Origin of the sequence: Methylobacterium oryzihabitans (assembly GCF_004004555.2) — a bacterium.
Lineage (GTDB): Bacteria > Pseudomonadota > Alphaproteobacteria > Rhizobiales > Beijerinckiaceae > Methylobacterium > Methylobacterium oryzihabitans.
In genome coordinates, this window is record NZ_SACP01000021.1 from 25051 (window position 1) to 49472 (window position 24422).

Genomic DNA, 24422 nt, shown 5'->3' on the forward strand with positions numbered 1-24422 from the left:
TTTGCACTTGCATATTCTCATTCTAAAAAGTATCTACAGATCGAATCAAAGCGACAATCCATAAGTCAGCATTTGGGGCGCGACCATGAATGGCTTTGTTTATCGCCAAGGTACTGAGTTGCTGGTCAATAATCAGACACTGGGCGTACAGCTGATGCCGACAATGGTCGGCCTGAGTAACGGCGGATTCGTCGTGAGTTGGACGGATGATAGCCGGCAAAATGGCAATAATTCATATCAGGACATCAAGGCGCAAGTGTTCAGTGCTGGTGGCGCAAAGGTTGGTGCCGAGTTTTTCGTCAACACTCAGACGGATGGCGTGCAGTTTGATCCGAGGATTACCGGCCTGAACAGCGGTGGATTCGTCGTCAGCTGGGTCGACTATAGTGGTCAGGGTGGCGATGCCTCTTACTCTAGCATCAAGGCACAGGTGTTCGACGCCAGCGGCGCCAAAGTCGGCACCGAGTTCCTCGTCAACACACGAACTGCCGACTCCCAAAGCCAGCCGACGATCACGGGCCTGAGCAGCGGCGGCTTCGTCGCCAGTTGGGTCGACAACAGCGGCCAGGGTGGCGATGACTCAAACACCGGCATCAAGGCGCAGGTGTTCGACGCCAGCGGCACCAAGGTCGGCACCGAGTTCCTCGTCAACACACGAACCTTATACACCCAAAACCAGCCGACGATCACGGGCCTGAGCGGCGGCGGCTTCGTCGTCAGCTGGGTCGACGGCAGCGGCCAGGGTGGCGATGCCTCTTACTACGGCATCAAGGCACAGGTTTTCGACGCCAGCGGCGCCAAAGTCGGCACCGAGTTCCTCGTCAACACACAAACTGCCGACAACCAATCCCAGCCGACGGTCACTGGCCTGAGCAACGGTGGCTTCGTCGTCAGCTGGACCGACTATAGCGGCCAAGGTGGTGATACCTCTTATTCTGGCATCAAGGCGCAGGTCTTCGACGCCAGCGGTGCTAAGGTCGGCACCGAGTTTCTGGTCAACACCCGGACGACGGGCGGCCAAGCGGATCCGACGATCGCTGGGCTGAGCAACGGCGGCTTCGTCGTCAGCTGGGAGGACATCAGTCTGCAGGGCGGCGACGCCTCAGGGACCGGCATCAAGGCGCAGGTGTTCGACGCCAGCGGCACTAAGGTCGGCACCGAGTTTCTCGTCAACACGCAAACTGCCAGCTACCAACGCTGGCCGACGATCACGGGCCTGAGCGACGGTGGCTTCGTCGTTGGTTGGGCCGACATCAGCGGCCAAGGTGGTGACAACTCGGACTGGAGCATCAAAGCGCAGGTGTTCGGGATAGCGCCGACTAATTCTGCGCCAGTCACGAACATCGACAACTATGCTCTGGATGCGGGCGCGCCGTTCGTATTGTCTGCCGCTCAGGGTGTGCTCGCCAACGACACAGATGCCGATGTCTACGGGGGGACCCTCAGCGCTGTGCTCGTTGCAGGCCCGTCACATGGAACCCTGAAGCTTGAGACCGATGGCGGTTTCACCTACACGCCCGATGCCGGTTTCCTGGGCGCCGACAGCTTCACCTACTCGGCCAGCGACGGCGAGCTCTCCAGCAGCCCGACAGCTGTCAGCCTCAGTGTCGAGCCGGTCAACCATGCGCCGGTTCTGAACAGTCTTCCCATCACACTGCCATTGGGTAGGGAAGACACCCCCTACACGATCACCAGGGCCCAACTGCTCACCGGTTACGCCGATCCGGACGGTGACACTCTCACGATCCAGGATCTGTCTGCCGGCGGCGGCACGTTCACCGCTCACGCTGACGGCTCGGGCTGGACCTTCACCCCGCCCGCCAACTACGACGGCGTGGTCGTGCTCAATTACACGATCAGCGACGGCCGCAGAGGTGGAACTGTCTCGATCAGCCGGGACATATACTTTGCTCCCATCGATGACAAGCCCGTGGCTTACCGTCAGGGTTCTGAGTTTCTGGTCAATACGGAGATCGGCAGCACTCAGTACCAGCCAACGATCACGGGTTTGAGCAACGGAGGCTTCGTCATCAGCTGGATGGACGCCAGTGCCCAAGGAGGCGACGATTCCCGCTGGGGCATCAAGGCGCAGGTGTTCAACGCCAGCGGCGCGAAGGTCGGAACCGAGTTCCTCGTCAATACACAAACTGCCAACAACCAATCAGTGCCGACGATCACGGGCCTGAGCAACGGCGGCTTTGTCGTCAGTTGGGTGGACAACAGCGGTCAGGGCGGCGATGCGTCAGGCACCGGCATCAAGGCGCAGGTGTTCGACGCCGGCGGCACCAAGGTCGGCACCGAGTTCCTCGTCAATACACAGACCGCCCGTGACCAATCAGCGCCGATGATCACGGGCTTGAGCAACGGCGGCTTCGTCGTCAGTTGGGTGGACAACAGCGGTCAGGGCGGCGATGCGTCAGGCACTGGCATCAAGGCGCAGCTATTCGCCGCCAACGGCACCAGGGTCGGCACCGAGTTCCTCGTCAACACACGAACTGCCGACTCCCAAAGCCAGCCGACGATCACGGGTCTGAGCAACGGCGGCTTCGTCGTCAGTTGGGCCGACAACAGCGGCCAAGGCGGCGATGCCTCAGGCACCAGCATCAAGGCGCAGGTGTTCGACGCCGGTGGCACCAAGGTCGGCACAGAGTTCCTCGTCAACACGCAAACTGCCGACTATCAATCCCAGCCGACGATCACGGGTCTGAGCAACGGCGGCTTCGTCGTTAGCTGGAGCGATAGAAGCGGCCAGGGTGGCGATGCCTCAGGCTACGGTATCAAGGCGCAGCTGTTCGACGCCAGCGGTACCAAGATCGGCACCGAGGTTCTGGTCAATTCCCAGACCTTCCTTGACCAGGTGGCGCCGACAATCACGGGTTTGAGCCATGGCGGTTTCGTCGTCAGCTGGCAGGAATATGCAAACTACGATGATCTTGACATCAACTATGACGTCAAGGCACAGGTGTTTAATTCCAGCGGCGCAAAAATTGGCACCGAGTTTCTAGTCAATACCTCGACCTACGACGAGCAAAGTCAGCCGGCGATCACGAGCCTCAACAGCGGCGGTTTCGTCGTCACCTGGTATGATTACAGCGGTGACGGCGGAGATGCCTGGTGGGGCAGTGTCAAGGCGCAGGTGTTCGGGATAGATCTGACTAATTATGCACCAGCCGCCAACAACGACACCTATACGCTGTACGAAGACGAATCGCTTGTAGTGCCCCCGGCTGAGGGCGTGCTCGCCAACGACACCGACGCCAACCGTGACACCCTCAGCGCCGTGCTCGTCTCCGGCCCGGCTCACGGAACCCTGCAACTCGAGGCGAATGGCAGCTTCACCTACACGCCCCACGCCGACTTCCACGGTGCCGACAGCTTCACCTACTCGGCCAGCGACGGCACCCTCTCCAGCAGCCCGACGACCGTCAACCTCGGCGTCGCGCCGGTCAACGACCTGCCGATCCTGACCGGCGTCCCCTTCACCCTGCCAACGGGTAGGGAAGACACCCCCTACACGCTCACCAAGGCCGACCTGCTCGCCGGCTACACCGACCCGGACGGCGACACTCTCACAATCGAATATTTTTCAATCAACGGGCGTGCAGTCGAGCCCAACGCCGACGGCCTGGGTTGGACTTACATTCCGCCTGCCGATTTTGAGGGGCTTGTTCCGTTGTACTACCAAATTTCCGACGGCTCCGGCGAAACATCGTTTGTCTTTAACCAGCCTATATCCTTCGCCCCTGTCAACGATGCGCCCGTGGCCCAGGATGATTCGGGCGCGGTGATGCAAGGCGCCAGCGTGACGCTCGACGTGCTGGCCAACGACACGGACGTGGATTGGGACGAACTCAGCCTGCAACCCGGCTCGCTCGTGGTCGACCCGGCCCAAGGCACGGCCGCGATCGTCGACGGCAAGCTCGTGTTCACGGCCGCCGCCGATTTCTTCGGCACGGCCACGGTCGCCTACACGGTCGTGGATGGCGGTTGGCCGGTCCCGCTGAGCGCGGTGGGTCAGGCTACGATCACCGTTACCTCGCCCTACAACGAAATGACCGGCCGCGAAGGCGTAGACGATGCGCTGGCGGGTACGGTGAATGCCGACCGGTTGCGCGGCCTGAGCGGCAACGACACGCTTCTAGGTCTGGGCGGTGGCGACCGGTTGATCGGAGGAGCGGGCAACGACCGTCTGGATGGCGGATCCGGTGCCGACACGATGACCGGCGGGCTCGGCGACGACACCTACCTCGTCGACGATGCCGGCGACCTCATCACCGAGTTGTTCGGCGAGGGCTCCGACGCGGTGCGGACTAGCCTGTCGACCTACGCGCTCGCCGACAACCTTGAGGCGCTGACCTATACCGGCACCGGCTTCTTCACCGGCACCGGCAACGATCTCGCCAACCTCATCACCGGCGGCGACCGCGGCAACCGCCTCAGCGGTGGCGCTGGCGCCGACACGCTGGTTGGGGGACTGGGCGGCGACACCTACCTCGTCGACAACGCGGCTGACGTGGTGGTGGAGAACGCCGGCGGCGGCATCGACCGGGTGCTCACGAGCGTCAGCTACACGCTCCCCGAGAACGTCGAGAACCTCGGCATGGGGTCGAGCGCCTCGATCAACGGCACCGGTAACGCTCTGGCCAATCTCCTCGTCGGCAATAACGGCCGCAATGTCCTCGACGGGGGCGGTGGAGCCGACACGCTGACTGGAGGACTCGGTCAAGACACGTTCGCGTTCTCCACCCCTCTGGGCGCTGGAAACATCGACCGTATCACCGACTTCTCGCGAGCCGACGACACCATCCAGCTCGACGGCGCGGTCTTCAGGGACTTGGTCAACGGCACTCTGGCGACGAGCGCCTTCCGCGATCTCGCGACTGGCCCGGCCGACGCGGACGACCGGATCCTGTACGATGCCGCTACAGGAGGCCTGTACTTTGACGCCGACGGCAGCGGCGTCACGGCCGCCGTGCAGTTCGCCACTCTCGACGTCAGGGAGGTGCTCACCGCGGGCAACTTCACCGTTATCGGCGGCATCCCTGCCAGCAACGACGTTCTGGTCGGTACGTCCGCCAATGAACTACTCGATGGTGGCGCGGGCGCCGACACGATGCGCGGCGCGGCTGGTGACGACACCTACGTCGTCGACGATGCTGGTGACGTGGTGGTGGAGCTGCCGGGTGAAGGCCGCGACACGGTGCGGACCTCGCTGGCCAGTGCCACGCTGGCCGACAACGTCGAGGGGCTCACCTTCACCGGCTCGGGCAGCTTCTCTGGCATCGGCAACGGGCTGGACAACCTTCTGACCGGCGGGAGAAGCAACGATCGCCTCGATGGCGGCGCCGGGGCCGACACGATGGTCGGGGGGCTCGGCAACGACACCTACGTCGTCGACAATGCGGCTGACGTGGTGGTGGAGAAGGCGGGCGAAGGTACCGACCGGGTGCTGGCAGGCACCAGCTACACTCTGGGTGACAATGTCGAAAATCTCGGATTGGGCACCAGCGCATCGCTGAACGGCACCGGCAATGCATTGGCCAACCTCCTCGTTGGCAACAAGGGTCACAACATCCTTGATGGACGTGGCGGGGCCGACACGCTGACCGGCGGTCTCGGTCGCGACACGTTCGTGCTGCGGGCAGGCGAGACCGCGGGCGACACGGTGACGGACTTCGTGCGCGGCACCGACACGCTGGCGTTCTACGGCTTCGGCACCGACGCGGTGCTCTCGCACGGGTCGGGCAGCGACCTCTACACGGTGACCAGCGGCGACGGCCTGACGAGCGGCAGCTTCCGGCTGACCGGCGTGGGCAACCTCGACCTGTCGGCGGGGGCTGCCAACACGGATGCTCGCTTCTTCGCGTGATGTCGGATGGGGGAGGGGGCGGTTACTTCCCCCCTCCCTCCACTCTGCCATCTCTTTTTAGTATACCCTGTCGAGGCGTCTCAGCTTTGCCGGGGAAGGTAGCCATGACCATCACCGCCTTGCCATGGAGTGTAAGCCCGCCAGTCACCACATTTCTGGAGGCGAGCTCAGGGGGTCTGAAGCGGTTTGAGAGGCTACTGCGCGCCACAATTGCTCGGCGCGGGCTCCCCAGCGAACCGATCGCCGATCCAGTCGAGAGCGGTCGGTGCTGCATCCTTGGCGATGGAGAGATGCCCAACCCCCGGTACCAAATCGAACTGGACACGACTGCCAGCCAGGCAAAGCCGCATCCGATAATCCGATGTCACCCGAGGTAGCACGAGCGTGTCGGCGGCACCTTGCGCTAGAATGACCGGGATGCGGGGCGGCAGCGTGCCGGGCGTGTTGCGGGCGAGCAGCGAGCGCCAGGGCTCTCGTCCGGCGAGGTCATCGACCGACAGGAAGCTTCGGTCGAGCGCCCTCGATGGTCCCCGCCGCTCCAGCACGTCGATGAGCGTCTCGAGGCAGTCGTTGGCGAGTTCGTCGATAACAGGGAGTGCAGCCGGCGCGACAACCTTGGTCATCGGCGCGCCGTAGACCTGCGACCACGACCACAACGTCATCGCGGTGAGGTTCTTGCCGCCCGAGGTGTCGAGGTCGGCCATCATCAGGGTGGCGAGTTCGGTCGCCGGCGCAGCCGCGGCGACGCCAACGAGGGTGAGCTCCGGGGCGTAGCCGTGGGCTAGGAGGCCGGTGAAGAGCGCAGCGTGCCCCCCTTGCGAATGACCACAGACCGCAAAGGCATTCGTGGCGCCGCTGGACCCGGCGAGCTGCCGAGCGGCGCGCACCGAGTCGAGCACGGCGCGTCCCTCGCTGATCCCGACGAGGTAGGGGTGAAGGCCGGGCGTGCCGAGGCCGGGATAGTCCGTCGCGGCCACGATGTAGCCGCGGGCCAGCATCTCCTGTAGGCCCTGGATCGAGCGATAGAGCACGCGAGCCAGGGAAGGGGCGCACTTGTCAACGACGCCGGTGGTCGGGTGCGCCCAAGCCACGACGGGCCGACCTCCGGGCGGTATCGGTCCAGCCGGTACGATGACCGCGCCCGAGACAGCAATCGGCTCGCCTCGCAGGCCGGTCGAGCGGTAGAGCACCCGGTAAGCCGATGTGCCGTCGGGCGCGTTGGCCAGCGGTTGGGCATCGAGCAGGGTGCCGGGCGCAGTCCGCGCCCCCGATCGCAGCTGGGGCACGGGCTGCGCAAGCGCTTCCCCCCCGCCGATCAATCCGCAGGCGATCATCGCGGTTGCGAGCAGGCGCACAAAAGCAAAAGCAGGTTGGCGGATCGGGCGCCACGGGCGATGCATCATGCTCGCAATCCTTGATGAAGATCTGGAAGACACCTTCTCTCCTCCACGATGCCCAGTCGGACCCGGTTAGTCATGACCTAACGAGCTTACGACGTCAGAACCGCTGCTCCCGGCGATCCGCGTTGGGACTACGCCCATGGTAGGCGGCCATGCAGCTGTGCCAGAGCTGGGAGCCGAGATCCCAGAGGCTCAGACCGTTCGGGTTCGGCGCGGTGAAGACCTGCGTCCGGGCCTGCTCGCGACAGGCCGCGTCCGCGGGCCCCTGGATTGGCGGTTCGTTGGCCAGGACTCGGCTCGTCGCCGAGACGACGAACACGAGGGCGAGCACACTCTTGCGCATGATGACCTCACAGACGCTGGCTTGGGGACGATAGGTCCGATGCTAGACGCTGGTGGCTTCGACCCAGCTGTCTCGGATCCCTGAGCACGACGATAGCAACATACACGGACTGCGCAGCAGGATCGGTCGACGGCCACGCCGGCGTGCGAGCGTTCGCGGCGAGAGACACCGGCTCGGCGCTTATGGTCGTCGTGCTCCGTCGCGCCCGGCTCCGCAAGAAGCCGGGCAACGATGATTGTGATAGGGAGATGTTGCTTGGTCCGGCCGACGCCGACCAGACCTGCCGCGGATCACTTCCAGCCACCACCCGGCAGGCGCCCGTGATACGGGGTATTGCGGCAATGGCCCCACGGACCGCGCCAATAGCCAGGAGGGCAGCCGTTGCCGACGCGCGTCTGGTAGTAGCCGTTCGGCAGGCGCCCGTAATACGGCGTGCTCCGGCAGTGTCCCCATGGACCGCGCCACGCACCCGGACCGCATCCCCCAGCGACCTGCTCGATCAGTGGGGTCGTACCTGACGGATTAGACACCGGCATGGCCGAAGCTGGGACGGCCGTGAGGCCCATCAGCGCCACGACAGCGGCGGCGCGAACGACGTGAGACATGGTTCTGATCCTGACAAGAGTTGGCGGAGGATAATGCCGGACCGTTCGGAGACGCAGTGTCTCCGTCGCCAGCCGTTTTCTTTTTTATCGAAACCGAGCACTATAACAAGGGAAACGCTCAGCATAGAGGCTCGCCTCGGCAGAATGGCCTCGATCAGGCCAACAACGAGGACTGTCGCACTCGGGTCAGCGTCATGGGAAATCGATGACGTCGAGAACGACGTCGAAGAAGCTCTCAGCTGTCGTGCCCTCCGGCAGCGCCGCCAGGGTGCGTTCGAGACGACCGTCGATCAGCAGCGCCGAATAGCCATGGATCAGGGCGCGCAACGCTGTGCGCTCGGCTGCAGCCCGTACCGGATCGACGCCCTTCGCCTTCTGGATCTCGTCCGCGAAGTCGTCCAGTACCCGGCTTGCTTGCTCCATGGCCTCCCTGAGTGCGGGACGGGTCGGATCGAGGTGGGCACTGCGCGACATCAGTACCAGCAGGCCCGGATGTTCGATTGCGAAATGGAGGTAGGCGCGGGCCATGGCGTGGGCTCGCTCACGCAGGCCCGGGCCTGCGACCCGGATGGCGGTGTGCAGGTGCTGAGCGAGGCGCCGTAGACCGTCCGCTGCCAACTCGCTCAGCAGGCCGGTCAGATCGCCGAAATGGTTGGTGGGCGCGGCGTGGGTGACGCCCACGGCCCGTGAGATCGAGCGGAGCGAGAGAGCCTCCAGCCCTTGGGTATCGATCACGCGCTCGGCTTCAGCGAGGAGGGCCTCGCGCAGGGCGCCATGATGATGGGCGTTGGCCTTTTTGACCAGTTTCATGAGGAGGTCCATCTCGGCGATATGCGATATTTACATCGGAAACTTTCCACTGTCAACTGTCCAACGGAAATGAATCGTACCGAGGCGGCCTCCTCCGGTTGGCACTGGTCATCTCGTTGCTGAACTCGGCGGGCGTTCCCCCTCATGACTAACGAGCCGCTGTCGCCCTCGATGCGGTGAGATTGCCAAGCGCTTTCCCAGAGCCTTACCCTGCAATCGAGCCAGCGAGCGGTGCAAGCTCGGGAGCCACTTAAGGATCAGTGGCGATACAAGATGTTTCCAATGGAAACGCTATGCCACTGGTACTTCGATGTCCAAGCTTGGCACTACGAGTGTAAGTTGGCGCAGCGTCCACACTCATCACCCGGCGGTACGTCTCGGAAGGCCGCTTTTGGCGTTTCGAGACACGTCAACTGCGGGGTCTACGACCTTTGCGAGACATTCCCTCGGCTCGTGGCGGGTTCGCCCCGCCCACCGCGTCGGCTACGGTCGGTCGAGATCCGACGCGATGCGGCAGGCGCGACCCGGCGCCGGTAGAGGCTGCCGAGGATCCGTGGGTCGAGCGGTTCCAGGTCCGGGATGCCCGTCACCCGGTTGCGGCCCTCCCGCAGGTCGGAGAGCGAGACGTAGACCGTGCCCGGTGTGAGGGGCTTGCGGGCGATGCCCCAGGTCGACCCTGCATTGACGTTGCTCGCCTCGATTACGGGAGTTCGGCCGGGGGCGAGCCACCCGACCGTCCGGCCGTGCTCCCGCTTGAGCCGGGCGTCGGCCTCGTCCGTGACCCGGGCCGACGCCCGGGCCATGCTGCCGGCGCACTCGAAGCCCTCATGCTCGATCAGCACGTCGTCAGTCGTGATGGGGCGCAGAATGAGGAACGCGATCGTCGGCGGGTGTAGGCCCTTCTCCTCGCTCATCTCGGCGTAGCGGAGGTGCCAGCGGTAGGGTGGCGCGTGGCTGATCATCACCTCGACCGGCACGCCGGCCTCGGGCTGGAGGCCCTTCCGATCGAACAGGCACAGGATTGCGTCGATCTCGGCGATCGGGTCGCCCTTCTGGCTCTGGATGGGAGTCACGATCCCGTCTCGTCCCCCTGAGCTTGCGTTTGTCGTCGGGTGACCAGAGCAGGGTGCGGCTGCACCAATTGGGGCTGCACTGGTGGGCGCGGAGCGGCTGGCCGCATTGGCGGCGGAGGGGCACGACCCTCAGCTCGCGGGGTCCAAGACCTGCGGCTGGGCCGAGATCGCGACGGCGTTTGGCGCGAGTGGGAGTGAGCGGGCGAGCTGCTCGGCCGTCAATGGAGTGCTCTCGTCAACGATCAGCGCGCGTGGTCCGGCCGGTGCCGAGTTCGGATCTCGGGCGAGCCACGCCGTCAGCCGATCGTTGGCCGCCCGCCATTGCGCGTCCGTCGGGCATTCGTCGCAGCCGTGCGCGCGACATGAGGACTCCCCGCACCGCTCGACGGTGTGGACGCGGTCGGGATAGACGCGGCCGAGGGGCGCCGTGACCAAATCATAGCGGTGGTCGGACGGGGCGCCGTCCGAGAGATGCGCGTCGAGCACCCAGGCGAGACCGCGCAGAGCTTTCGATTCGGCATCAGGGCCCGTTCGCCCGCCGCGGTGGTGCAGCATCGTCGCGAAGTTCGCGACGTCGACCGGGTCGCCCTTGAGGACGTGCTCGTTGAGCATGGCCGCCAGGCTCTCGACAGAGCACCGCTCAGCGTCGTTCCAGCCCCCGCGCCCCTTTTCCCGAGATCGAGCGAATTCGGCCTTCGTGGCAGCTGCGAACGCATCCACGGCCACGTCGTCCGGGTGAGTGGGGCGGATTAGCGCCACGCTCGCAGAACCGACAGCGCTCGATGCAGCAGAAACGGTCGGATGGCTCTGGCCTGTCGCCGGGATCACGTCTTCGTGAACGAAGCTCCAGCCGGCGGCATGCAGAGCGCTGACCACGAGAGCGGTCCGATTTGCCGCGATCCCGCCCTTGAGGCCAGGTTCGAGGGCCGCGCAGATGATGTCAGAAGGGGAAGGTGGTGCCTGGGGTATCTGAGGTATTGGAACGCTCCGTCAGGGAAGGATTCCAACGGCTCTCCAACAACCCGGTTATGCCTCTCACCAAGTAGCTCTGCTGCTTGGGGAATTTGGTGGGCGCACTAGGGCTCGAACCTAGGACCCGCTGATTAAGAGTCAGCTGCTCTACCAACTGAGCTATGCGCCCGTCACTCCGAAGAGCGAGGTCGGAGCGGTCACCAGCCGCTCCGTCTGTGAGGCGGGGATCTACAGGCTCGACCCGGACGTGTCCAGCCCTAAGATCCGCCGCCGCGCAGATTTCCCGCCCTACTCCGCCGCGGCGTGCTGGGCGTGCAGGCGCCGGCTCGCGCCGGCGAGCAGTTTGTTGAGGGCGGCGAGATAGGCCTTGGCCGAGGCGACCAGGGTGTCGGGATCGGTGCCGCGGGCGGTGACGATGCGGTCGTCCTGCTTGAGGCGCACCGAGACCTCGGCCTGGGCGTCGGTGCCGCCGGTGACGGCGTGCACGTCGTAGAGTTCGAGGCTCGCCTCGTGCGGGACCAGGGTCTTGATCGCGTTGAGCACCGCGTCGACCGGCCCGTTGCCGTCGGCCTCCTCGGTGACGACGCGGCCGTCGATGTCGAGCCGCATCGTCGCCCGCTGCGGCCCGCGGGTGCCGGCGATCACGGTGAGCGAGACGAGGCGGATGCGGTCGTGGGCGGTGGCGAGGTTCTCGTCGACCAGGGCCTCGATGTCCTCGTCGTAGACGTGCTTCTTGCGGTCGGCGAGCGCCTTGAACCGCTCGAAGGCGTCCTGGAACTGGTTGTCGGACAGGCCGTAGCCCATCTCGTCGAGCTTCGAGCGGAAGGCGGCGCGGCCGGAATGCTTGCCCATCACCAGCGAGGTCTTGTGCACACCGACCGATTCCGGTGTCATGATCTCGTAGGTCGACTGGTTCTTCAGCATCCCGTCCTGGTGGATGCCGCTCTCGTGGGCGAAGGCGTTCCGGCCGACGATCGCCTTGTTGTACTGGACCGGGAAGTGGGTCGCGCCGGCGACCAGCTTCGAGGCGCGCACGAGCTGGGTCGTGTCGATGCCGGTGGCGTAGGGCAGCACGTCGGCGCGGGTGCGGATCGCCATCACGGCCTCCTCCAGCGCGGCGTTGCCGGCGCGCTCGCCGATGCCGTTGATGGTGCACTCGATCTGCCGGGCGCCGCCCTCGACGCCGGCCAGCGAGTTGGCGATGGCGAGACCGAGGTCGTTGTGGCAGTGGACCGAGAAGATCGCCTTGTCGGCGTTGGGCACCCGCTCGCGGACGGCGCGGAACATCGCCCGGTACTCGTCGGGGGTCGCGTAGCCGACCGTGTCGGGGAGGTTGATCGTGGTGGCGCCGGCGCGGATCGCCGCCTCGACGCAGCGGCACAGGTAGTCGATCGGCGTGCGGGTGGCGTCCATCGCCGACCACTCGACGTCGTCGATCAGGTCGCGGGCCTGGGCCACCGTCCTGAGGATGATCTCCAGCACCTCGTCCTCGGTCTTGCGCATCTGGTGCGCGAGGTGGATCGGCGAGGTCGAGACGAAGGTGTGGATGCGGCCGCGCTTGGCGACGCGCACCGCCTCGCCGGCGCGGGCGATGTCGGCGGGAATCGCCCGGGCGAGGCCGGCGATGACGGCGTTCCTCGACCGGCGGGCGATCTCGGACACCGCCTCGAAGTCGCCGTTGGAGGCGATCGGGAAGCCGGCCTCGATGATGTCGACGCCCATGCCGTCGAGCATCTCGGCGACCGCGAGCTTCTCCTCGAAGGTCATGGTGGCGCCGGGGCACTGCTCGCCGTCGCGCAGGGTGGTGTCGAAGATCAGCACGCGCTCGGGGGAGGGAGCGGCGGCACGGACGGTCTCGGACATGGCGGATCTCTGGAGTTCGGTCCCGGGACGAACGGCGTCGCGCAGGGACGGTCGCGGCAGGGTGGCTCGGGTCTCTGCGGTCCCCTGAAGGCCCAGGCGCACGCCCGGACGGCCCTCAGGGGCTGATAAGGAGAAGGCCGGCGAGACGGAGCGCGCGCGACGTCGCCACCGCGGGAGCGGGGCGGTCGGTCGTCAGCGCGGAGCCGGCATGAGCCACGGCTCGAATCTCCTGATGCGGGGCGCCGATCCGGCGTCATGCCCCTCGCGAGGGCTCTCCGTTTACCGGCCGCGGGGCGCGCTGACAAGACGCGGCAGCGACTCGCACAGGGCAATCGGGTGAAACCCGATTGTCGATCCGTCGGGCGCGAAGAGCGCCCCGCGCAGCGGGTCCGGGAGGACGAACGTCCTCTCGGACGCAGAGCGGAGCGAAGCCAAGTGAGCGGACGCGAATGCCGGCGCCTGAGGCCAAGCAAGAAACCCAGGGCAATCGGGTTCACCCGATTGCCCTGGCGCCTCGCATTGACCGTCCCCGACCGGCGGGCCACAAGCTTGGCCATGCGGCCTAGCCCGGCCGCCGTCCGGTTCACGGGGAGAACAGCCGTGTCACCCTCACTCCGCCACGGGCTCGCCGCCCTCGTCCTCGCCGCGGCCGCGCCGCTCGCCGGCTGCAACTCCAAGGCCCCCCCCGCTCCGGTCGCCGCGGTGCCGGCGGCCCCGGGTCCGGTCGCGGCGCTGGTGCCCGGCGCCGGCTGCGGCCCGGCGATCGCCCGCACTCAGGCGGTGGTCGACAGCGACGTCGCCACCGGCAACCTCAACGCCCCGGTCGGGCAGCGCTTCTCGGCCGACCTCGCGGTGGCGTCGAACGCCTGCGCCGGCGGACGGGACGTCGAGGCGATGCGCCTGCTCGCCGCCGCCAAGGCGCGCTACGGCTACCCGTAGGGCGTCAGGCGCCGGCGAGGGCGTCGGCGAGGAAGGTCCGGACGTAGCCGGGCATGCGGGCCGGGTCGATGTCGCCCGGCCCGCGCACCACCACCATGCCGGCGAGTTCGGGCTCGGCCTCGCGGGCGAGATGCGCCTCGATGCGGGCGAGGACGGCATTGGTCTCGTCCGCCAGGACGACCGGCTCGAGGATTCCGAGCAGCCCGCCGTCGCGCACGACGACGAAGCCCTCGGTGCTCTCCGGCCCGACGAGGCCGGTCTCCTCGGTGAATTCCCGCCGGGCGCTGGCGGCGAGGTCGACGGCCCCGTCCGGCCCGACATCCGAGCGGTCGGGCGTGCCGCAGGCGAAGTACGCCTGCCCGGCCCGGGCGGTGTGCCCGCCCATGCGGCCGAGCAGGTAGGCGCCGTCCGCGGTGCGCGGCGCCAGCGCGGCGAAGACGTTGGCGACCGAGTCGTCGGGAAAGCCGAGGTCGATGAACGCCGTCAGGGCGGCGTAGTCGGACTCGAACAGCCCGAGCCGCAGCGTGCCGTCGGGCTCCACCGCGAACTCGTGGGCGAGCAGCACCGCGCCGTTGAACATCGCCGGCGTCGCGGCGAGGCGGCGGCGCCAGTTCGCGGCGATCGCGGCGCGGGCCTCCCGCGCCCAGGCCCAGTCGTGCGGCCCGACGCGGGCGCGGACCCGGCGGACCCGGGTAAGGGAGACGCTCACAGCAGCAGCTCGCCCCGGGACACCACCACGGCGCTGCCGCCGATCTCGGCGCCGCGCAGGGCGCCGCCCTCGATCACGAGCTGGAGCGCGATCTCGCTCGGCCGGCCCATCTCGTAGCCCTGGGCGATCATTACGTCGTGAGTGCCGTCGCCGAGGGGCTCGCACTGCATCAGCACGCCCGCGAAGGCCGCCGAGGCGCCGCCGGTGGCCGGATCCTCCGGGATGCCGCTCGCCGGCGCGAACATCCGGGCACGGAAGGACTGGGCCGGGTCGCCGGTCTCGCGGGTGTAGAGAAACACCTTGGCGCCGGCCCCGAACGCGACCTGGAGCGATTCGACGCTCGGCTTCGCCCGCCCGAGGGCGGCCAGGGAGCGCACCGGCACGAAGTCGAACGGCGTGCCGGCGGTGTGGCGGCTCGGCCGGTGCAGGTCGAAGCCGATCTCGGCCGGGTCGAGGCCGAGCGCCCGGGCGACGGCCTCCGGCTCCGGCCCGAGCCCGCCGGCCTCGCCCCAGATCTCGGGCAGGCGCGGCAGGCGGAACCGGGCCCGGCCGCGCCCCTCGCCGGTCTCGACGATGCAGGGCACGGTGCCGACGGTCTCCTCGAGGCCGAACGCCACCGCGTCGGCGATCTCGGCGCGCTTGTCCTGGAGCGCGAGCAGCACGGCGGTCCCGACCGTGGGGTGGCCGGCGAAGGGCAGCTCCTGGCGCGGGGTGAAGATGCGCAGCCGGGCCCGGTGGCGCGGCTCGTCGGGAGGGAGCACGAACACCGTCTCGGACAGGTTGAACTCGGCCGCGATCGCCTGCATGGCCATGGCGTCGAGCCCCTCGGCATCGAGCACCACCGCGAGCGGATTGCCGGCGAGCGGATGCTCGGTGAACACGTCGAGGGTGGCGAAGCGGCGCGCGGCCATGGATCTCTCCGGTTCGACTCTGTGGTGCGACGCAACACGCGGGGGCGGGCGGGCGCAAGCCCTTATCGGCCTCTCCCAGCCTTGACGTCTCTACCTTATAAGGTAAACCTCAAAAGGTGGGGCAGCGATGGGTGGACCGATCAAGACCCTCCAGGCGGCCTTCTACACCATGGAATCCGGACGACGTCCGGTCCGGGACTGGCTCATGGAGCTGCCCGCCACCGACCGCAAGACAATCGGCGAGGATATCGCGACGCTCGAGTTCTGCTGGCCGATCGGGAAACCGAAATGCGCGCCCATCTCCGGCGTGAAGGGATTGTACGAGGTCCGTTCGACGATTTCATCGGGTCGGATCGCCCGCGTCTTCTTCGTTCTGGTCGGCCCGCGTATGGTGCTCTTGCACGGCTTCATCAAGAAGACGCAGAAGACGCCCGAGAAGGAAATCGACCTCGCCACAGCCCGGATGAAGGACGTGCTGCGCCATGAATGACAATCCGAGGATCGGCGAGAGCTTCGACAGCTTCCTGCGCGACGAAGGCCTCTACGAGGATGTGACGGCGACGGCGATCAAGCGCACGCTCGCGCTCCAGATCGAGCGGGAGATGCTGTCGCAGAACATCACCAAGTCGGAACTCGCCCGCCGCATGCGGACCAGCGCGACGCAGGTCGGCCGGCTGTTCGACCCGGACAACGACCGCATCCAGCTCGACACGCTGGTGAAGGCGGCATCCGCGGTCGGGAAGACGCTCGCGGTCAGCCTCGTCTGATCGCCCCCGCCTTCGGGAGGCTCACACCGCCTCGACCGGAAATACCCGGCTCGGGGACACGAACTCGTCCTGGGCCGCGACCGTGAGGATCTCGCGGGCGCCGGCCTCCGCGGTGCGGCGCAGCAGGCCGAAGACCGAGGCGCCGGCGGCGGCGAGCGCCGCCTCGGCCGAGCGGGTGCGGGCGTAGTGGACGAGGAACAGCGCCGCGGTGGCGTCGCCGGCGCCGTTGATGTCGAGCGACAGGCGCGGAGTGCGCAGGCGCCAGAACCGCCCGCCCTCGCCGGCCAGGAGGTCGATGGCGTCGTCCGGCGTCTCGGCGGTGTGGAGCGAGGTGACCAGCACCACCCGCGGCCCGGTCGCCTGCACCGCCGCCACCGCCGCCTTCGCCGCCGCGAGCGTGCCGCTGTCCCGGCCCGAGAGGAAGTCCAGCTCGAACTGGTTGGGGGTGATGAGGTCGGCGGCGGGCACCGCCTGATCGCGCATGAATTCCGGCACGCCCGGGCGCACGAACACCCCGCGGCCGACGTCGCCGATCACCGGGTCACAGCAATACAGGGCCGCCGGGTTGGCGGCGCGCACCCGCCCGACCGCGGTCAGGATCGCGGTGCCGATATCGGCCGAGCCCATGTAGCCCGACAGGACCCCGTCGCAGGTGCCGAGCACGCCGCGCTCGGCGATGCCGTCGACCAGTTCCTCGATCGCCGGACCGTCGAACACCCGCCCGCGCCACGCGCCGTAGCCGGTGTGGTTGGAGAACTGCACCGTGTGGATCGGCCAGACCTCGACCCCGAGGCGCTGCATCGGAAACACCGCCGAGGCGTTGCCGACATGGCCGTAGGCGACGTGGGACTGGATCGACAGGACGTTCATGGCGCGTCTCGCAGGCCGGAGAACCCTCGCGGGTCCGCGTGCCGCCAACCCGTGCGGGCTGCGTAGCGGAAGGCGCCGAGCGCAGCAATTCGCTCACGATCATGCCATGGACCCGGAGGGCAGAGCTTGCCCCGGGGCAGCCGCGAACCAGATCCCAGCGGCCGAACGGTCAGGATGCCGGACGATCAGGATACTGGAAGATCAGGATTCATGGACTTCGAGACGATCCGCACCACGACCCTCGACTTCGTGCGCGAGCACCAGGCCTGGGCGCCGGTCATCACCGGGATCATCGCCTTCTGCGAGTCGCTCGCGGTGCTGTCGTTCCTGGTGCCCGCCACCGTGATCCTGCTCGGGATCGGGGCGCTGCTCGGCGCCACCGACATCCCGTTCCTGCCGGTGATGATCGGGGCGGCGATCGGGGCGATCCTCGGCGACTGGGTGTCGTACGAGTTCGGCCGCTACTACAAGGAAGGCTCGAAGCGGATCTGGCCGCTCAGCCGCTATCCGGCGATGGTCGAGAAGGGCGAGGAATTCTGCCGCCGCTGGGGCGCGTGGGGCATCTTCGTCGGCCGGTTCATCGGACCGGCGCGGGCGGTGGTGCCGCTCATCGCCGGGGTGTTCGCGGTCTCGCGGCTGCACTTCCAGCTCGCCAACGTCAGCTCGGCCTTCGTCTGGGCCTTCGTCTGGCTGGCGCCGGGGGCCGGGGTGGTGCAGTTCTGGCCGGGGAAGTAGGCCCGGCTCCCGAGGCGCCGGGCCGCTCAGCTCAGCTCATCGCCTTGCGCACGAAGCGGTCCTCGAAGGTCGCCGCGAGGTCGACCTTGGCGCCCTGGAATTCCGGGTCGAGGGTCCGCACGAGGTCGAGGATGCTCGCCATGCCCTCGGGGGTCGGGATCCCGGTGCGGGAGTAGCTCTCCAGGGAGTTCTTCACCGCCTGCACGTAGAGCGCCCGGTCGCCGAAATGGTAGGCCGGCGGCACGGTGTCGGCGATCTCGTCCGGGCTCGCGGCGGCGATCCACTTGAGCGACTTGGCGAAGGCGTTGACGACCTTCTGGGTCGCCATGGCGTGCTGGTTGATCCAGTCCGCCTTGGTGTAGACCACCGCGGCCGGATTCGCGCCGCCGAACAGCGCCCGGGTGCCGGCATCGGTGCGGGTGTCGATCAGCACCGCGATGTCGCCGTCGGATTCGAGCTTGGCGATCACCGGGTCGAGGTGGGAGATCGCGTCGATCTCGCCCTTCTTCATCGCGGCGATCGCGCCGGCGCCGCCGCCGATGCCGATGAGGGCGGCGTCGCTCGCCTTCAGCCCGGCCTTCAGCATCGCGTACTGCGCCGCGAGCGCCGTCGAGGAGCCCGGGGCGGTGACGCCGATCTTGCGGCCCTTGAAGTCGGCCGGCGACTTGATCGTGCCGGCGAGGTCCTTGCGCACCCCGATGACGATGGCCGGCAGGCGGCCGAGCTCGCACACCGCGCGCACGTCCTGGCCCTTGGCCTGCATCCGGATCGTGTGCTCGTAGGCCCCGGTCACCACGTCGACCGAGCCGCCGATCAGGGCCTGGAGCGAGCGGGCGCCGCCGCCGAAATCGTTGATGTCGGCGTCGATGCCCTCCTCCTTGAAGAAGCCCTTCCGCTCGGCGATCGTCAGCGGCAGGTAGTACAGCAGCGGCTTGCCGCCGACGCCGATGCGCACCTTGACGATGTCGGCCCGGGCCGGGGCGGCGTGGCCGAGCGCCAGGGTCGCGGCGCCCGCGCCGGCGAGGAAGCTGCGGCGGTCCATGGGTGTCTCCTGCGGCAGGGGGAGTGAAGGTCAGCCGTGGCCCGCGCCGGGGCGCCAGTTCAGCAGCCGGTTCTCGATCAGGGTGACGACCGCGTCGATGACGATGACGAACACGGTCAGGATCAGCATCCCGGCGAAGACGCCGGTGACGTCGAACACGCTCTCGGCCTCGTGGATCTTGTAGCCGAGCCCGGCCGAGGAGCCGAGGTACTCGCCCACCACCGCGCCGACGAGGGCGAAGCCGACCGCGGTGTGCAGCGACGAGAACATCCAGGTCAGCGCCGAGGGCCAGTAGACGTGGCGCAGCAGCCCGCGCTCGTTCATGCCGAGCATGCGGGCGTTGTTGAGCACCACCGGGCTGACCTCGCGCACGCCCTGGTAGACGTTGAAGAACACGATGAAGAACACGAGGGTGAAGCCGAGTGCGACCTTCGACCAGATGCCGAGCCCGAACCACAGGGCGAAGATCGGCGCCAGCACCACCCGCGGCAGGGCGTTGGCGGCCTTGATGTAGGGGTCGAACACCGCCGCCAGCAGGGCGTTGCGGGCGAACACGAACCCGAACGCGATGCCGCCGGCTGCCCCGAACACGAAGGCCAGCACCGTTTCCTGCAGGGTGATCCACAGGTGGCCCCAGATCTCCGGGTTGGTCATCTCGGTCCAGGTGCGGGCCAGCACGTCGAGGGGGGTCGAGAAGAAGAACTGCACCTGCTTGGGGGCGCCGAAGACCGGGTACACGGTCAGCACGTGCCAGACGGCGAGGCCGGCGAGGCCGACGAGGATCTGGAGGGCGAGGAGGCCGAGGCGGTTCACGGGCGGGGCTCCGGGGCGGGTCTCAGGTGGGGCCGCTGGCGTAGGCGCGGGAGACCTCGACCTTCAGGCACGACCAGATGTCCTTGTAGAGGGCGTGGAACGACGGTTCGAGGCGGATCTCGCTGATGTCGCGCGGGCGCGCCAGCGGCACCCGGTACTCGCCGACGACGCGGGCGGCGGGCCCGGCCGAGAGCACGATCACCCGGTCGGACAGCGCGATCGCCTCCTCGAGGTCGTGGGTGACGAAGATCACCGCCTTGCGGTTGGCCGCCCACAGCTCCAGCAGCAGGTTGCCCATGATCTGCCGGGTCTGGGCGTCGAGGGGCCCGAACGGCTCGTCCATCAGCAGGATCTCGGGGTCGCGGATCAGCATCTGGGCCAGCGCCACGCGCTTGCGCTGGCCGCCCGACAGCATGTGGGGATAGCGGTCGGTGAAGGCCGCGAGGCCGACGCGCCTGAGCCAGTCGCGGGCGCGCTCGCGCGCCTCGGTCCGGCTCACGCCCTGGGGTTCGAGCGCCACCGCGACGTTGTCGAGGGCGGTCTTCCACGGCATCAGGGCGTCGGCCTGGAAGAGGTAGCCGGCGCGGGCGTTGAGGCCGGCGAGGGCCGCGTCGAACACCGCGACCCGGCCGGCGGCCGGCTTGAGCAGGCCGGCGGCGGCGTTGAGGATCGTCGACTTGCCCGACCCGGTCGGGCCGACCACCGCCACGAACTCGCCGGGCTCGATCGCGAGGTCGATGCCCTCGACCGCGGTGTAGCGCCGGCCCCCCTTGAGGGCGAAGGCGATCGCCACGCCCTCCAGCCGCACCGCGGCGCTCCGCGCCGAGACGGCGGTGCCGCCGACCAGCCGCGGGCCGCGGCCGTCCTTGCCCTTGCGTTCCTCGGCGGCGCCGTGCTGGCCCATGCCGTCGTCTCCCTGCCGGCCGCTCTACGGCGGACTCGCGGCGACATTCGGCGAGAGGGACCGCAAGATCAACCGCCAACGCTCAACTGTCAGCCCGGGCGCGGGGATCCGGAGCGGGACGCGGACCGGCCGCCATAGGCGCGGCCGACGAACCAGACGACGAGGGCGAGGGGCAGGCCGACCCCGATCCACGCGGCGACCCGGCCGGGGCCCTCGAACACCAGGGCGCTGACGAGGCCGAGGATCCCGGCGATCCCGACGACGAGCGGAATGCCGAACACGCGGCGCCAACCGCCGGGGCTGCGGCGGGTCATGCCCGGGCCGCCTCGGGCAGGGCCGCCCCGGCGGGCGCGCCGCCGCGGGCGCGGCGGGTCCACCACAGGTAGAGGCCGCTGCCCAGCACCACGAGGCTCACGACGTCGAGGAGCGCCCAGATGATCTTGAGCGGCAGGCCGCCGTAATCGCCGAAATGCAGCGGCTGCGAGACGAGGAGCGCGGTGAGGTACCACGGCAGGCCCCGGGCATCCGCCACCGCGCCGGTCTCGCCGTCGAGGAGCACCGGCCGCAGCAGCCGCGAGGTCAGCGGGGTGTCGCCGCGCAGGAACACGGCGAAGTGGTGCCCGGTGGTGAACGGCGTGCCCGGGAAGGCGACGAAGCCCGGGGCCATGCCGGGCGCGTGCGCCCGGGCGCGGGCCAGCATGGCGTCGAAGGGCGCGAGCCGCGCCGGGGCGGGCCGCCCGGCATGGGCGGCGATCATCGCGCCGAGTTCGGCCTGCTTCCAGTAGCCGATCAGCGGCTGGGCCAGGGTGTTGATGCTGCCGGTGAACCCGACCACGACCAGCCACGCCACCGTGACGATGCCGAGCAGGTTGTGCAGGTCGAGCCACGCCACCCGCCGCGAGCGCCGCGGCCGGATCGTCCCGAAGTCGAGCCGCCGGGTGAACGGCCAGTACAGCACCACGCCCGACACGATCGCCGCGACGAGGAGCAGCCCCATCGCGCCGAGGAACAGCGTGCCGGGCAGGCCGGCGAACATGTCGACGTGCAGCCGCAGCATCACCCGCATGAAGGCGCTGCCCGGCTCGCCGAGGGGTGCGGCCGTGCGGACGTCGTAGACCTTGCTGGTCGAGGCGTTGGGGTCGCCGGCCGGGCTGTCGTGGAGGATGACGTAGACGTGGTCGGGCTCGTGGGTGTCCCAGCCGACATACTGCACCACCTTGCCGGGATGGTCGGCGAGCGCCCTGGCGATGATGCGCGATTCCGGCGCCTTCTCTCCGGTCGCCGGCGAGGCCTCCGTCATCGACCCGAACCAGTCGTCGATCTCGTGGTGGAAGATCAGCGGCAGGCCGGTGAGGCACAGCAGCAGCATGAACAGCGTGCAGATCAGGCTCGTCCATGTGTGGACGAAGCTCCAGGCCCGGATGCTGGCGGCCGTCATCGCGTCTCCCCGTCGGCGGGCGGCGTCGCCCGGCAGTCTGGAACGATCCTAATCTATTGATCGGACGATGGTTTTCTGTCCGGGTGCTAGCCGCGCCGGTCGCACGATGCAAGGGCCCGGCCGGGTGCGAGGGACCGGCGCCGGCCTGCGACAAGGGGGGCGAGGTGACAAGGCCGCCGGCGTCTGGTCGGATGGCGTTCACGATTCGGTCCGCTCGCACTCCCGTCCCGCCTTGTCCGCCACCGCCCTCGTCCTGCCCCCCGACCGCCGCCAGTCGCCGACCGCGCTCGGCGTGCAGCGCGGCGTCCGGCGCCTGCTCGCCGAACTCGGCCACGCCACGATTCCGGAATTCACCCTCGCCAACGGCCGCCGGGCGGACGTGATCGCGCTCGGCGGCTGCGGCCGGCTCGCCATCGTGGAGATCAAGTCGAGCGTCGCCGACTTCCGGGCCGACCGGAAATGGCCCGAATACCGCGACTTCTGCGACCGCTTCTACTTCGCGGTCCCGCCGGAGATGCCCGTCGGGATCCTGCCCGAGGAGGCCGGCCTGATCGTCGCCGACGCCTTCGGGGCCGAGATCCTGCGCGAGCCGGACGCCCATCCCCTCGCGCCGGCCCGGCGCAAGGCCGTGACCCTGCGCTTCGCCCACGTCGCCGCCGGCTTGCTGCACGCGCTGGCGGATCCGGGAGCGATCCGCGAGGGCGCTCTGTGAGCGAGGGGACGCGCATCTGATCCCGACCTGCTGCGACGGCTCCTGCCGCGAGACCCGCTGTCGCCCGAAGTCATACGAAATCCGATTGATCGCTTCGCGATGCGGATTTCGGCTTCGCTCATGCGCCGCGCGGGCTGATGATACGATTTTCGGAACTGATCGTCCGAAAATCGTATCATACGAAATCCGATCGATTGCTTCAGGCGATCCCTACGGGATGGCGTCGCGATGCGGATTTCGGCTTCGCTCATGCGTGTGGAGCCTTCGGCTCCACCGCGCCGGCTGGGGATACGATTTCCGGAAGTGATCCTTCCGGAAATCGTATCACAGGGGTTCTGGTCCATTCCGGTTCGTGGGGCTGGCGTTCCGGTTCGCGTCGCCGAGGCTCGTCGTGCGACCTCCGATCGCGTGCTCGGCGACGGCCTTGCGGTCGCTGGCGCCATGCGGAGCGCGGAGCCTTCGCGTCCGGAACCCGCATCGGCCGGGCGCGTCGCCGCCGTGGGGCTGCGCTTCCGTTCCAACCGGTTGAACCGACTCGCGGTTTCGGTGTGCCGTCGCGATCGAACCCGCGTCCCGACTGGTCACCGACACGGACCGGCGCCGGTTCGTGGGGCTGCTATTCCGAGCCAAGGTCCCGGACTCGTTGGATCATCCCGGGCGGCCTTGCCGGCTTCGTGGGGCTGCCGTTCCGGGCGGTCGCGGGCCGGTCCCGGAACGCTCCGGCCGGGCAGGCACGGGGCAGCGGCAGGCTCGTGGGGCTGCGATTCCCAAGCCTGTCCTTGACATTGCTGGGATTTTCGGCGTTCCGGGTTCGATTCACCATGCGGACGGATTTCGTGGGGCTGTCATTCCCCGCGTGCCGGGCGCCAAGTCCTGCGACGGGACTGCGTCGTGGGGCTGCCATTCCGCCTCAAGCCTCTGAGATCGAGCGGCTTTTTGAAAACGGAGCCGCGACCGCTTTCCGGGCGGTGCCGCCGGTTCGCGACCGCACGGCGTCCCGGCGGGGATCGGATGCTGGGATGTTCATGCCGTCGCCTTCGCTCGATTCGGGAAGCGAGTCCAGAAGTTGAATCTTCTCATCGGGTTCCGGCTTTGGGCGGGCATCCACAGCGACTTCGACTCGGCTTCGACTCGACCGCGGGGCGCGGGCTCCGGGCGGCTTCGTGGGGCCGTGATTCCCGCGCGCGGCGCTGCCCCGTCGGGGCCACCCGCATCGCCGTGGGGATGTGGACCGCCCTCAAGCCGTTGTCGGATCGACCGAATTCGTACCAGGCGGCTGTGGGGGATCGAGCGGCTCCGAGTCCATCCCCGGATCGCCGGCCCGATCGTCGTGGGGCTGCCATTCCCGCGTTAGCCGATGGAGTCGTTGCCGGATTCCCGGTCGCCCTGTTCCGACCGCCTCCTTCGGGACCCTCCCGCCCGGTCGATTCGTGGGGCTGTGATTCCCGCCTAAATCCTTTTTTCCTCAGAGGCTTGGATGGATCTCCAGCCTGGCTCCCTCCGCTGGCCCCGCCGTCCCTTCGGGCCGTCCGCGCCGCTTGCTCCTCTGGGGCTGTGGAAAGCGGGGTCGATTCAGAATCGATTCTACTATCGATTTAAGAGTCAGGGTCGCCGCCTCAATCGGATCAGAGACTTGGAGCCCGTTCG

At 68.1% G+C, this 24422-nt stretch carries 21 protein-coding genes and 1 tRNA gene; 6 read left to right on the forward strand and 16 right to left on the reverse strand.

Annotated features, from left to right (window positions below):
* Positions 1 to 85 precede the first annotated feature (85 nt).
* Positions 86 to 5869, forward strand: coding sequence for a cadherin-like domain-containing protein (locus tag EOE48_RS19455; protein ID WP_127732223.1), 5784 nt, complete (start codon positions 86 to 88; stop codon positions 5867 to 5869).
* 194 nt (positions 5870 to 6063) lie between these two features.
* Here EOE48_RS19455 and EOE48_RS19460 read toward each other — a convergent pair whose 3' ends face one another.
* From EOE48_RS19460 to EOE48_RS19495, 8 genes are all read right to left on the reverse strand, one after another.
* The gene (locus EOE48_RS19460; protein WP_127732225.1) at positions 6064 to 7272 is read right to left on the reverse strand and encodes a lipase family protein; all 1209 of its coding nucleotides are present in this window, start codon (positions 7270 to 7272) and stop codon (positions 6064 to 6066) included.
* A 94-nt stretch (positions 7273 to 7366) separates the two neighbouring features.
* Positions 7367 to 7612, reverse strand: a complete 246-nt coding sequence (locus EOE48_RS19465) for a hypothetical protein (RefSeq protein ID WP_127732227.1) — start codon at positions 7610 to 7612, stop codon at positions 7367 to 7369.
* 290 nt (positions 7613 to 7902) lie between these two features.
* Positions 7903 to 8148, reverse strand: a complete 246-nt coding sequence (locus EOE48_RS30505) for a GCG_CRPN prefix-to-repeats domain-containing protein (RefSeq protein ID WP_127732330.1) — start codon at positions 8146 to 8148, stop codon at positions 7903 to 7905.
* A gap of 261 nt (positions 8149 to 8409) precedes the next feature.
* Positions 8410 to 9039, reverse strand: a complete 630-nt coding sequence (locus tag EOE48_RS19475; RefSeq protein WP_127732229.1) for a TetR/AcrR family transcriptional regulator — start codon at positions 9037 to 9039, stop codon at positions 8410 to 8412.
* Between the two features lie 410 nt (positions 9040 to 9449).
* Positions 9450 to 10100 (reverse strand): hypothetical protein, encoded by a 651-nt coding sequence (locus EOE48_RS19480; RefSeq protein WP_127732231.1) that lies wholly within the window; start codon positions 10098 to 10100, stop codon positions 9450 to 9452.
* A 129-nt stretch (positions 10101 to 10229) separates the two neighbouring features.
* Positions 10230 to 10976, reverse strand: coding sequence for a hypothetical protein (locus EOE48_RS29285; protein ID WP_187371485.1), 747 nt, complete (start codon positions 10974 to 10976; stop codon positions 10230 to 10232).
* 189 nt (positions 10977 to 11165) lie between these two features.
* Positions 11166 to 11241, reverse strand: a tRNA-Lys gene (locus EOE48_RS19490).
* Between the two features lie 119 nt (positions 11242 to 11360).
* Positions 11361 to 12935 carry a 2-isopropylmalate synthase gene (locus EOE48_RS19495; protein ID WP_127732233.1) on the reverse strand — a complete coding sequence of 525 codons (1575 nt, stop codon included), beginning with the start codon at positions 12933 to 12935 and terminating at the stop codon, positions 11361 to 11363.
* A gap of 600 nt (positions 12936 to 13535) precedes the next feature.
* Between EOE48_RS19495 and EOE48_RS19500 the strand changes: the two genes are divergently transcribed.
* A complete protein-coding gene (locus tag EOE48_RS19500) occupies positions 13536 to 13874 on the forward strand; it encodes a hypothetical protein (RefSeq protein WP_127732235.1) in 339 nt (112 codons plus the stop codon).
* Positions 13875 to 13878: 4 nt separating this feature from the next.
* Here the strand turns inward: EOE48_RS19500 and EOE48_RS19505 are convergent, their stop codons facing one another.
* On the reverse strand, positions 13879 to 14583 hold the full coding sequence (locus EOE48_RS19505; protein WP_127732237.1) for an NUDIX hydrolase: 705 nt from the start codon (positions 14581 to 14583) through the stop codon (positions 13879 to 13881).
* Entirely contained in the window at positions 14580 to 15494 is a 915-nt protein-coding gene (locus EOE48_RS19510; RefSeq protein WP_127732239.1) for a PhzF family phenazine biosynthesis protein, read from the reverse strand. The genes EOE48_RS19505 and EOE48_RS19510 overlap by 4 nt, the downstream gene beginning before the upstream one ends.
* Positions 15495 to 15621: 127 nt before the next feature.
* Here EOE48_RS19510 and EOE48_RS19515 point away from each other — a divergent pair, with 127 nt between their 5' ends.
* Together EOE48_RS19515 and EOE48_RS19520 are read left to right on the forward strand one after the other, a co-directional pair.
* Positions 15622 to 15984 (forward strand): type II toxin-antitoxin system RelE/ParE family toxin, encoded by a 363-nt coding sequence (locus tag EOE48_RS19515; RefSeq protein WP_127732241.1) that lies wholly within the window; start codon positions 15622 to 15624, stop codon positions 15982 to 15984.
* Positions 15977 to 16261 (forward strand): XRE family transcriptional regulator, encoded by a 285-nt coding sequence (locus tag EOE48_RS19520; protein ID WP_127732243.1) that lies wholly within the window; start codon positions 15977 to 15979, stop codon positions 16259 to 16261. Before EOE48_RS19515 ends, EOE48_RS19520 begins: the two co-directional genes overlap by 8 nt.
* Positions 16262 to 16282: 21 nt before the next feature.
* Here the strand turns inward: EOE48_RS19520 and pdxY are convergent, their stop codons facing one another.
* The gene (gene pdxY / locus EOE48_RS19525) at positions 16283 to 17131 is read right to left on the reverse strand and encodes a pyridoxal kinase PdxY (RefSeq protein WP_127732245.1); all 849 of its coding nucleotides are present in this window, start codon (positions 17129 to 17131) and stop codon (positions 16283 to 16285) included.
* Positions 17132 to 17341: 210 nt separating this feature from the next.
* Between pdxY and EOE48_RS19530 the strand changes: the two genes are divergently transcribed.
* On the forward strand, positions 17342 to 17866 hold the full coding sequence (locus EOE48_RS19530; protein WP_127732247.1) for a DedA family protein: 525 nt from the start codon (positions 17342 to 17344) through the stop codon (positions 17864 to 17866).
* 31 nt (positions 17867 to 17897) lie between these two features.
* On the opposite strand, the gene EOE48_RS19535 is transcribed toward EOE48_RS19530, so the two are convergent.
* The 5 genes from EOE48_RS19535 to EOE48_RS19555 form a co-directional block, all read right to left on the reverse strand.
* Entirely contained in the window at positions 17898 to 18908 is a 1011-nt protein-coding gene (locus EOE48_RS19535; RefSeq protein WP_127732249.1) for an ABC transporter substrate-binding protein, read from the reverse strand.
* A 30-nt stretch (positions 18909 to 18938) separates the two neighbouring features.
* Positions 18939 to 19721 carry an ABC transporter permease gene (locus EOE48_RS19540; protein ID WP_127732251.1) on the reverse strand — a complete coding sequence of 261 codons (783 nt, stop codon included), beginning with the start codon at positions 19719 to 19721 and terminating at the stop codon, positions 18939 to 18941.
* 22 nt (positions 19722 to 19743) lie between these two features.
* Positions 19744 to 20625, reverse strand: a complete 882-nt coding sequence (locus tag EOE48_RS19545) for an ABC transporter ATP-binding protein (RefSeq protein WP_127732253.1) — start codon at positions 20623 to 20625, stop codon at positions 19744 to 19746.
* An 89-nt stretch (positions 20626 to 20714) separates the two neighbouring features.
* Entirely contained in the window at positions 20715 to 20939 is a 225-nt protein-coding gene (locus EOE48_RS19550; RefSeq protein ID WP_127732255.1) for a hypothetical protein, read from the reverse strand.
* Positions 20936 to 22063 (reverse strand): PepSY-associated TM helix domain-containing protein, encoded by a 1128-nt coding sequence (locus EOE48_RS19555; protein WP_127732257.1) that lies wholly within the window; start codon positions 22061 to 22063, stop codon positions 20936 to 20938. Before EOE48_RS19555 ends, EOE48_RS19550 begins: the two co-directional genes overlap by 4 nt.
* Before the next feature lie 232 nt (positions 22064 to 22295).
* Between EOE48_RS19555 and EOE48_RS19560 the strand changes: the two genes are divergently transcribed.
* A complete protein-coding gene (locus tag EOE48_RS19560; RefSeq protein WP_246154613.1) occupies positions 22296 to 22775 on the forward strand; it encodes an MmcB family DNA repair protein in 480 nt (159 codons plus the stop codon).
* The last annotated feature ends 1647 nt before the right edge of the window (positions 22776 to 24422 follow it).

What these genes read in the sequence shown, in the direction of transcription:
- EOE48_RS19455 (WP_127732223.1), top strand. Translation starts at nt 86, where the DNA reads ATGAATGGCTTTGTTTATCGCCAAGGTACTGAGTTGCTGGTCAATAAT.
- EOE48_RS19460 (WP_127732225.1), bottom strand. Translation starts at nt 7,272, where the DNA reads ATGATGCATCGCCCGTGGCGCCCGATCCGCCAACCTGCTTTTGCTTTT.
- EOE48_RS19465 (WP_127732227.1), bottom strand. Translation starts at nt 7,612, where the DNA reads ATGCGCAAGAGTGTGCTCGCCCTCGTGTTCGTCGTCTCGGCGACGAGC.
- EOE48_RS30505 (WP_127732330.1), bottom strand. Translation starts at nt 8,148, where the DNA reads ATGCCGGTGTCTAATCCGTCAGGTACGACCCCACTGATCGAGCAGGTC.
- EOE48_RS19475 (WP_127732229.1), bottom strand. Translation starts at nt 9,039, where the DNA reads ATGGACCTCCTCATGAAACTGGTCAAAAAGGCCAACGCCCATCATCAT.
- EOE48_RS19495 (WP_127732233.1), bottom strand. Translation starts at nt 12,935, where the DNA reads ATGTCCGAGACCGTCCGTGCCGCCGCTCCCTCCCCCGAGCGCGTGCTG.
- EOE48_RS19510 (WP_127732239.1), bottom strand. Translation starts at nt 15,494, where the DNA reads ATGGCCGCGCGCCGCTTCGCCACCCTCGACGTGTTCACCGAGCATCCG.
- EOE48_RS19515 (WP_127732241.1), top strand. Translation starts at nt 15,622, where the DNA reads ATGGGTGGACCGATCAAGACCCTCCAGGCGGCCTTCTACACCATGGAA.
- EOE48_RS19520 (WP_127732243.1), top strand. Translation starts at nt 15,977, where the DNA reads ATGAATGACAATCCGAGGATCGGCGAGAGCTTCGACAGCTTCCTGCGC.
- pdxY (WP_127732245.1), bottom strand. Translation starts at nt 17,131, where the DNA reads ATGAACGTCCTGTCGATCCAGTCCCACGTCGCCTACGGCCATGTCGGC.
- EOE48_RS19530 (WP_127732247.1), top strand. Translation starts at nt 17,342, where the DNA reads ATGGACTTCGAGACGATCCGCACCACGACCCTCGACTTCGTGCGCGAG.
- EOE48_RS19535 (WP_127732249.1), bottom strand. Translation starts at nt 18,908, where the DNA reads ATGGACCGCCGCAGCTTCCTCGCCGGCGCGGGCGCCGCGACCCTGGCG.
- EOE48_RS19545 (WP_127732253.1), bottom strand. Translation starts at nt 20,625, where the DNA reads ATGGGCCAGCACGGCGCCGCCGAGGAACGCAAGGGCAAGGACGGCCGC.
- EOE48_RS19550 (WP_127732255.1), bottom strand. Translation starts at nt 20,939, where the DNA reads ATGACCCGCCGCAGCCCCGGCGGTTGGCGCCGCGTGTTCGGCATTCCG.
- EOE48_RS19555 (WP_127732257.1), bottom strand. Translation starts at nt 22,063, where the DNA reads ATGACGGCCGCCAGCATCCGGGCCTGGAGCTTCGTCCACACATGGACG.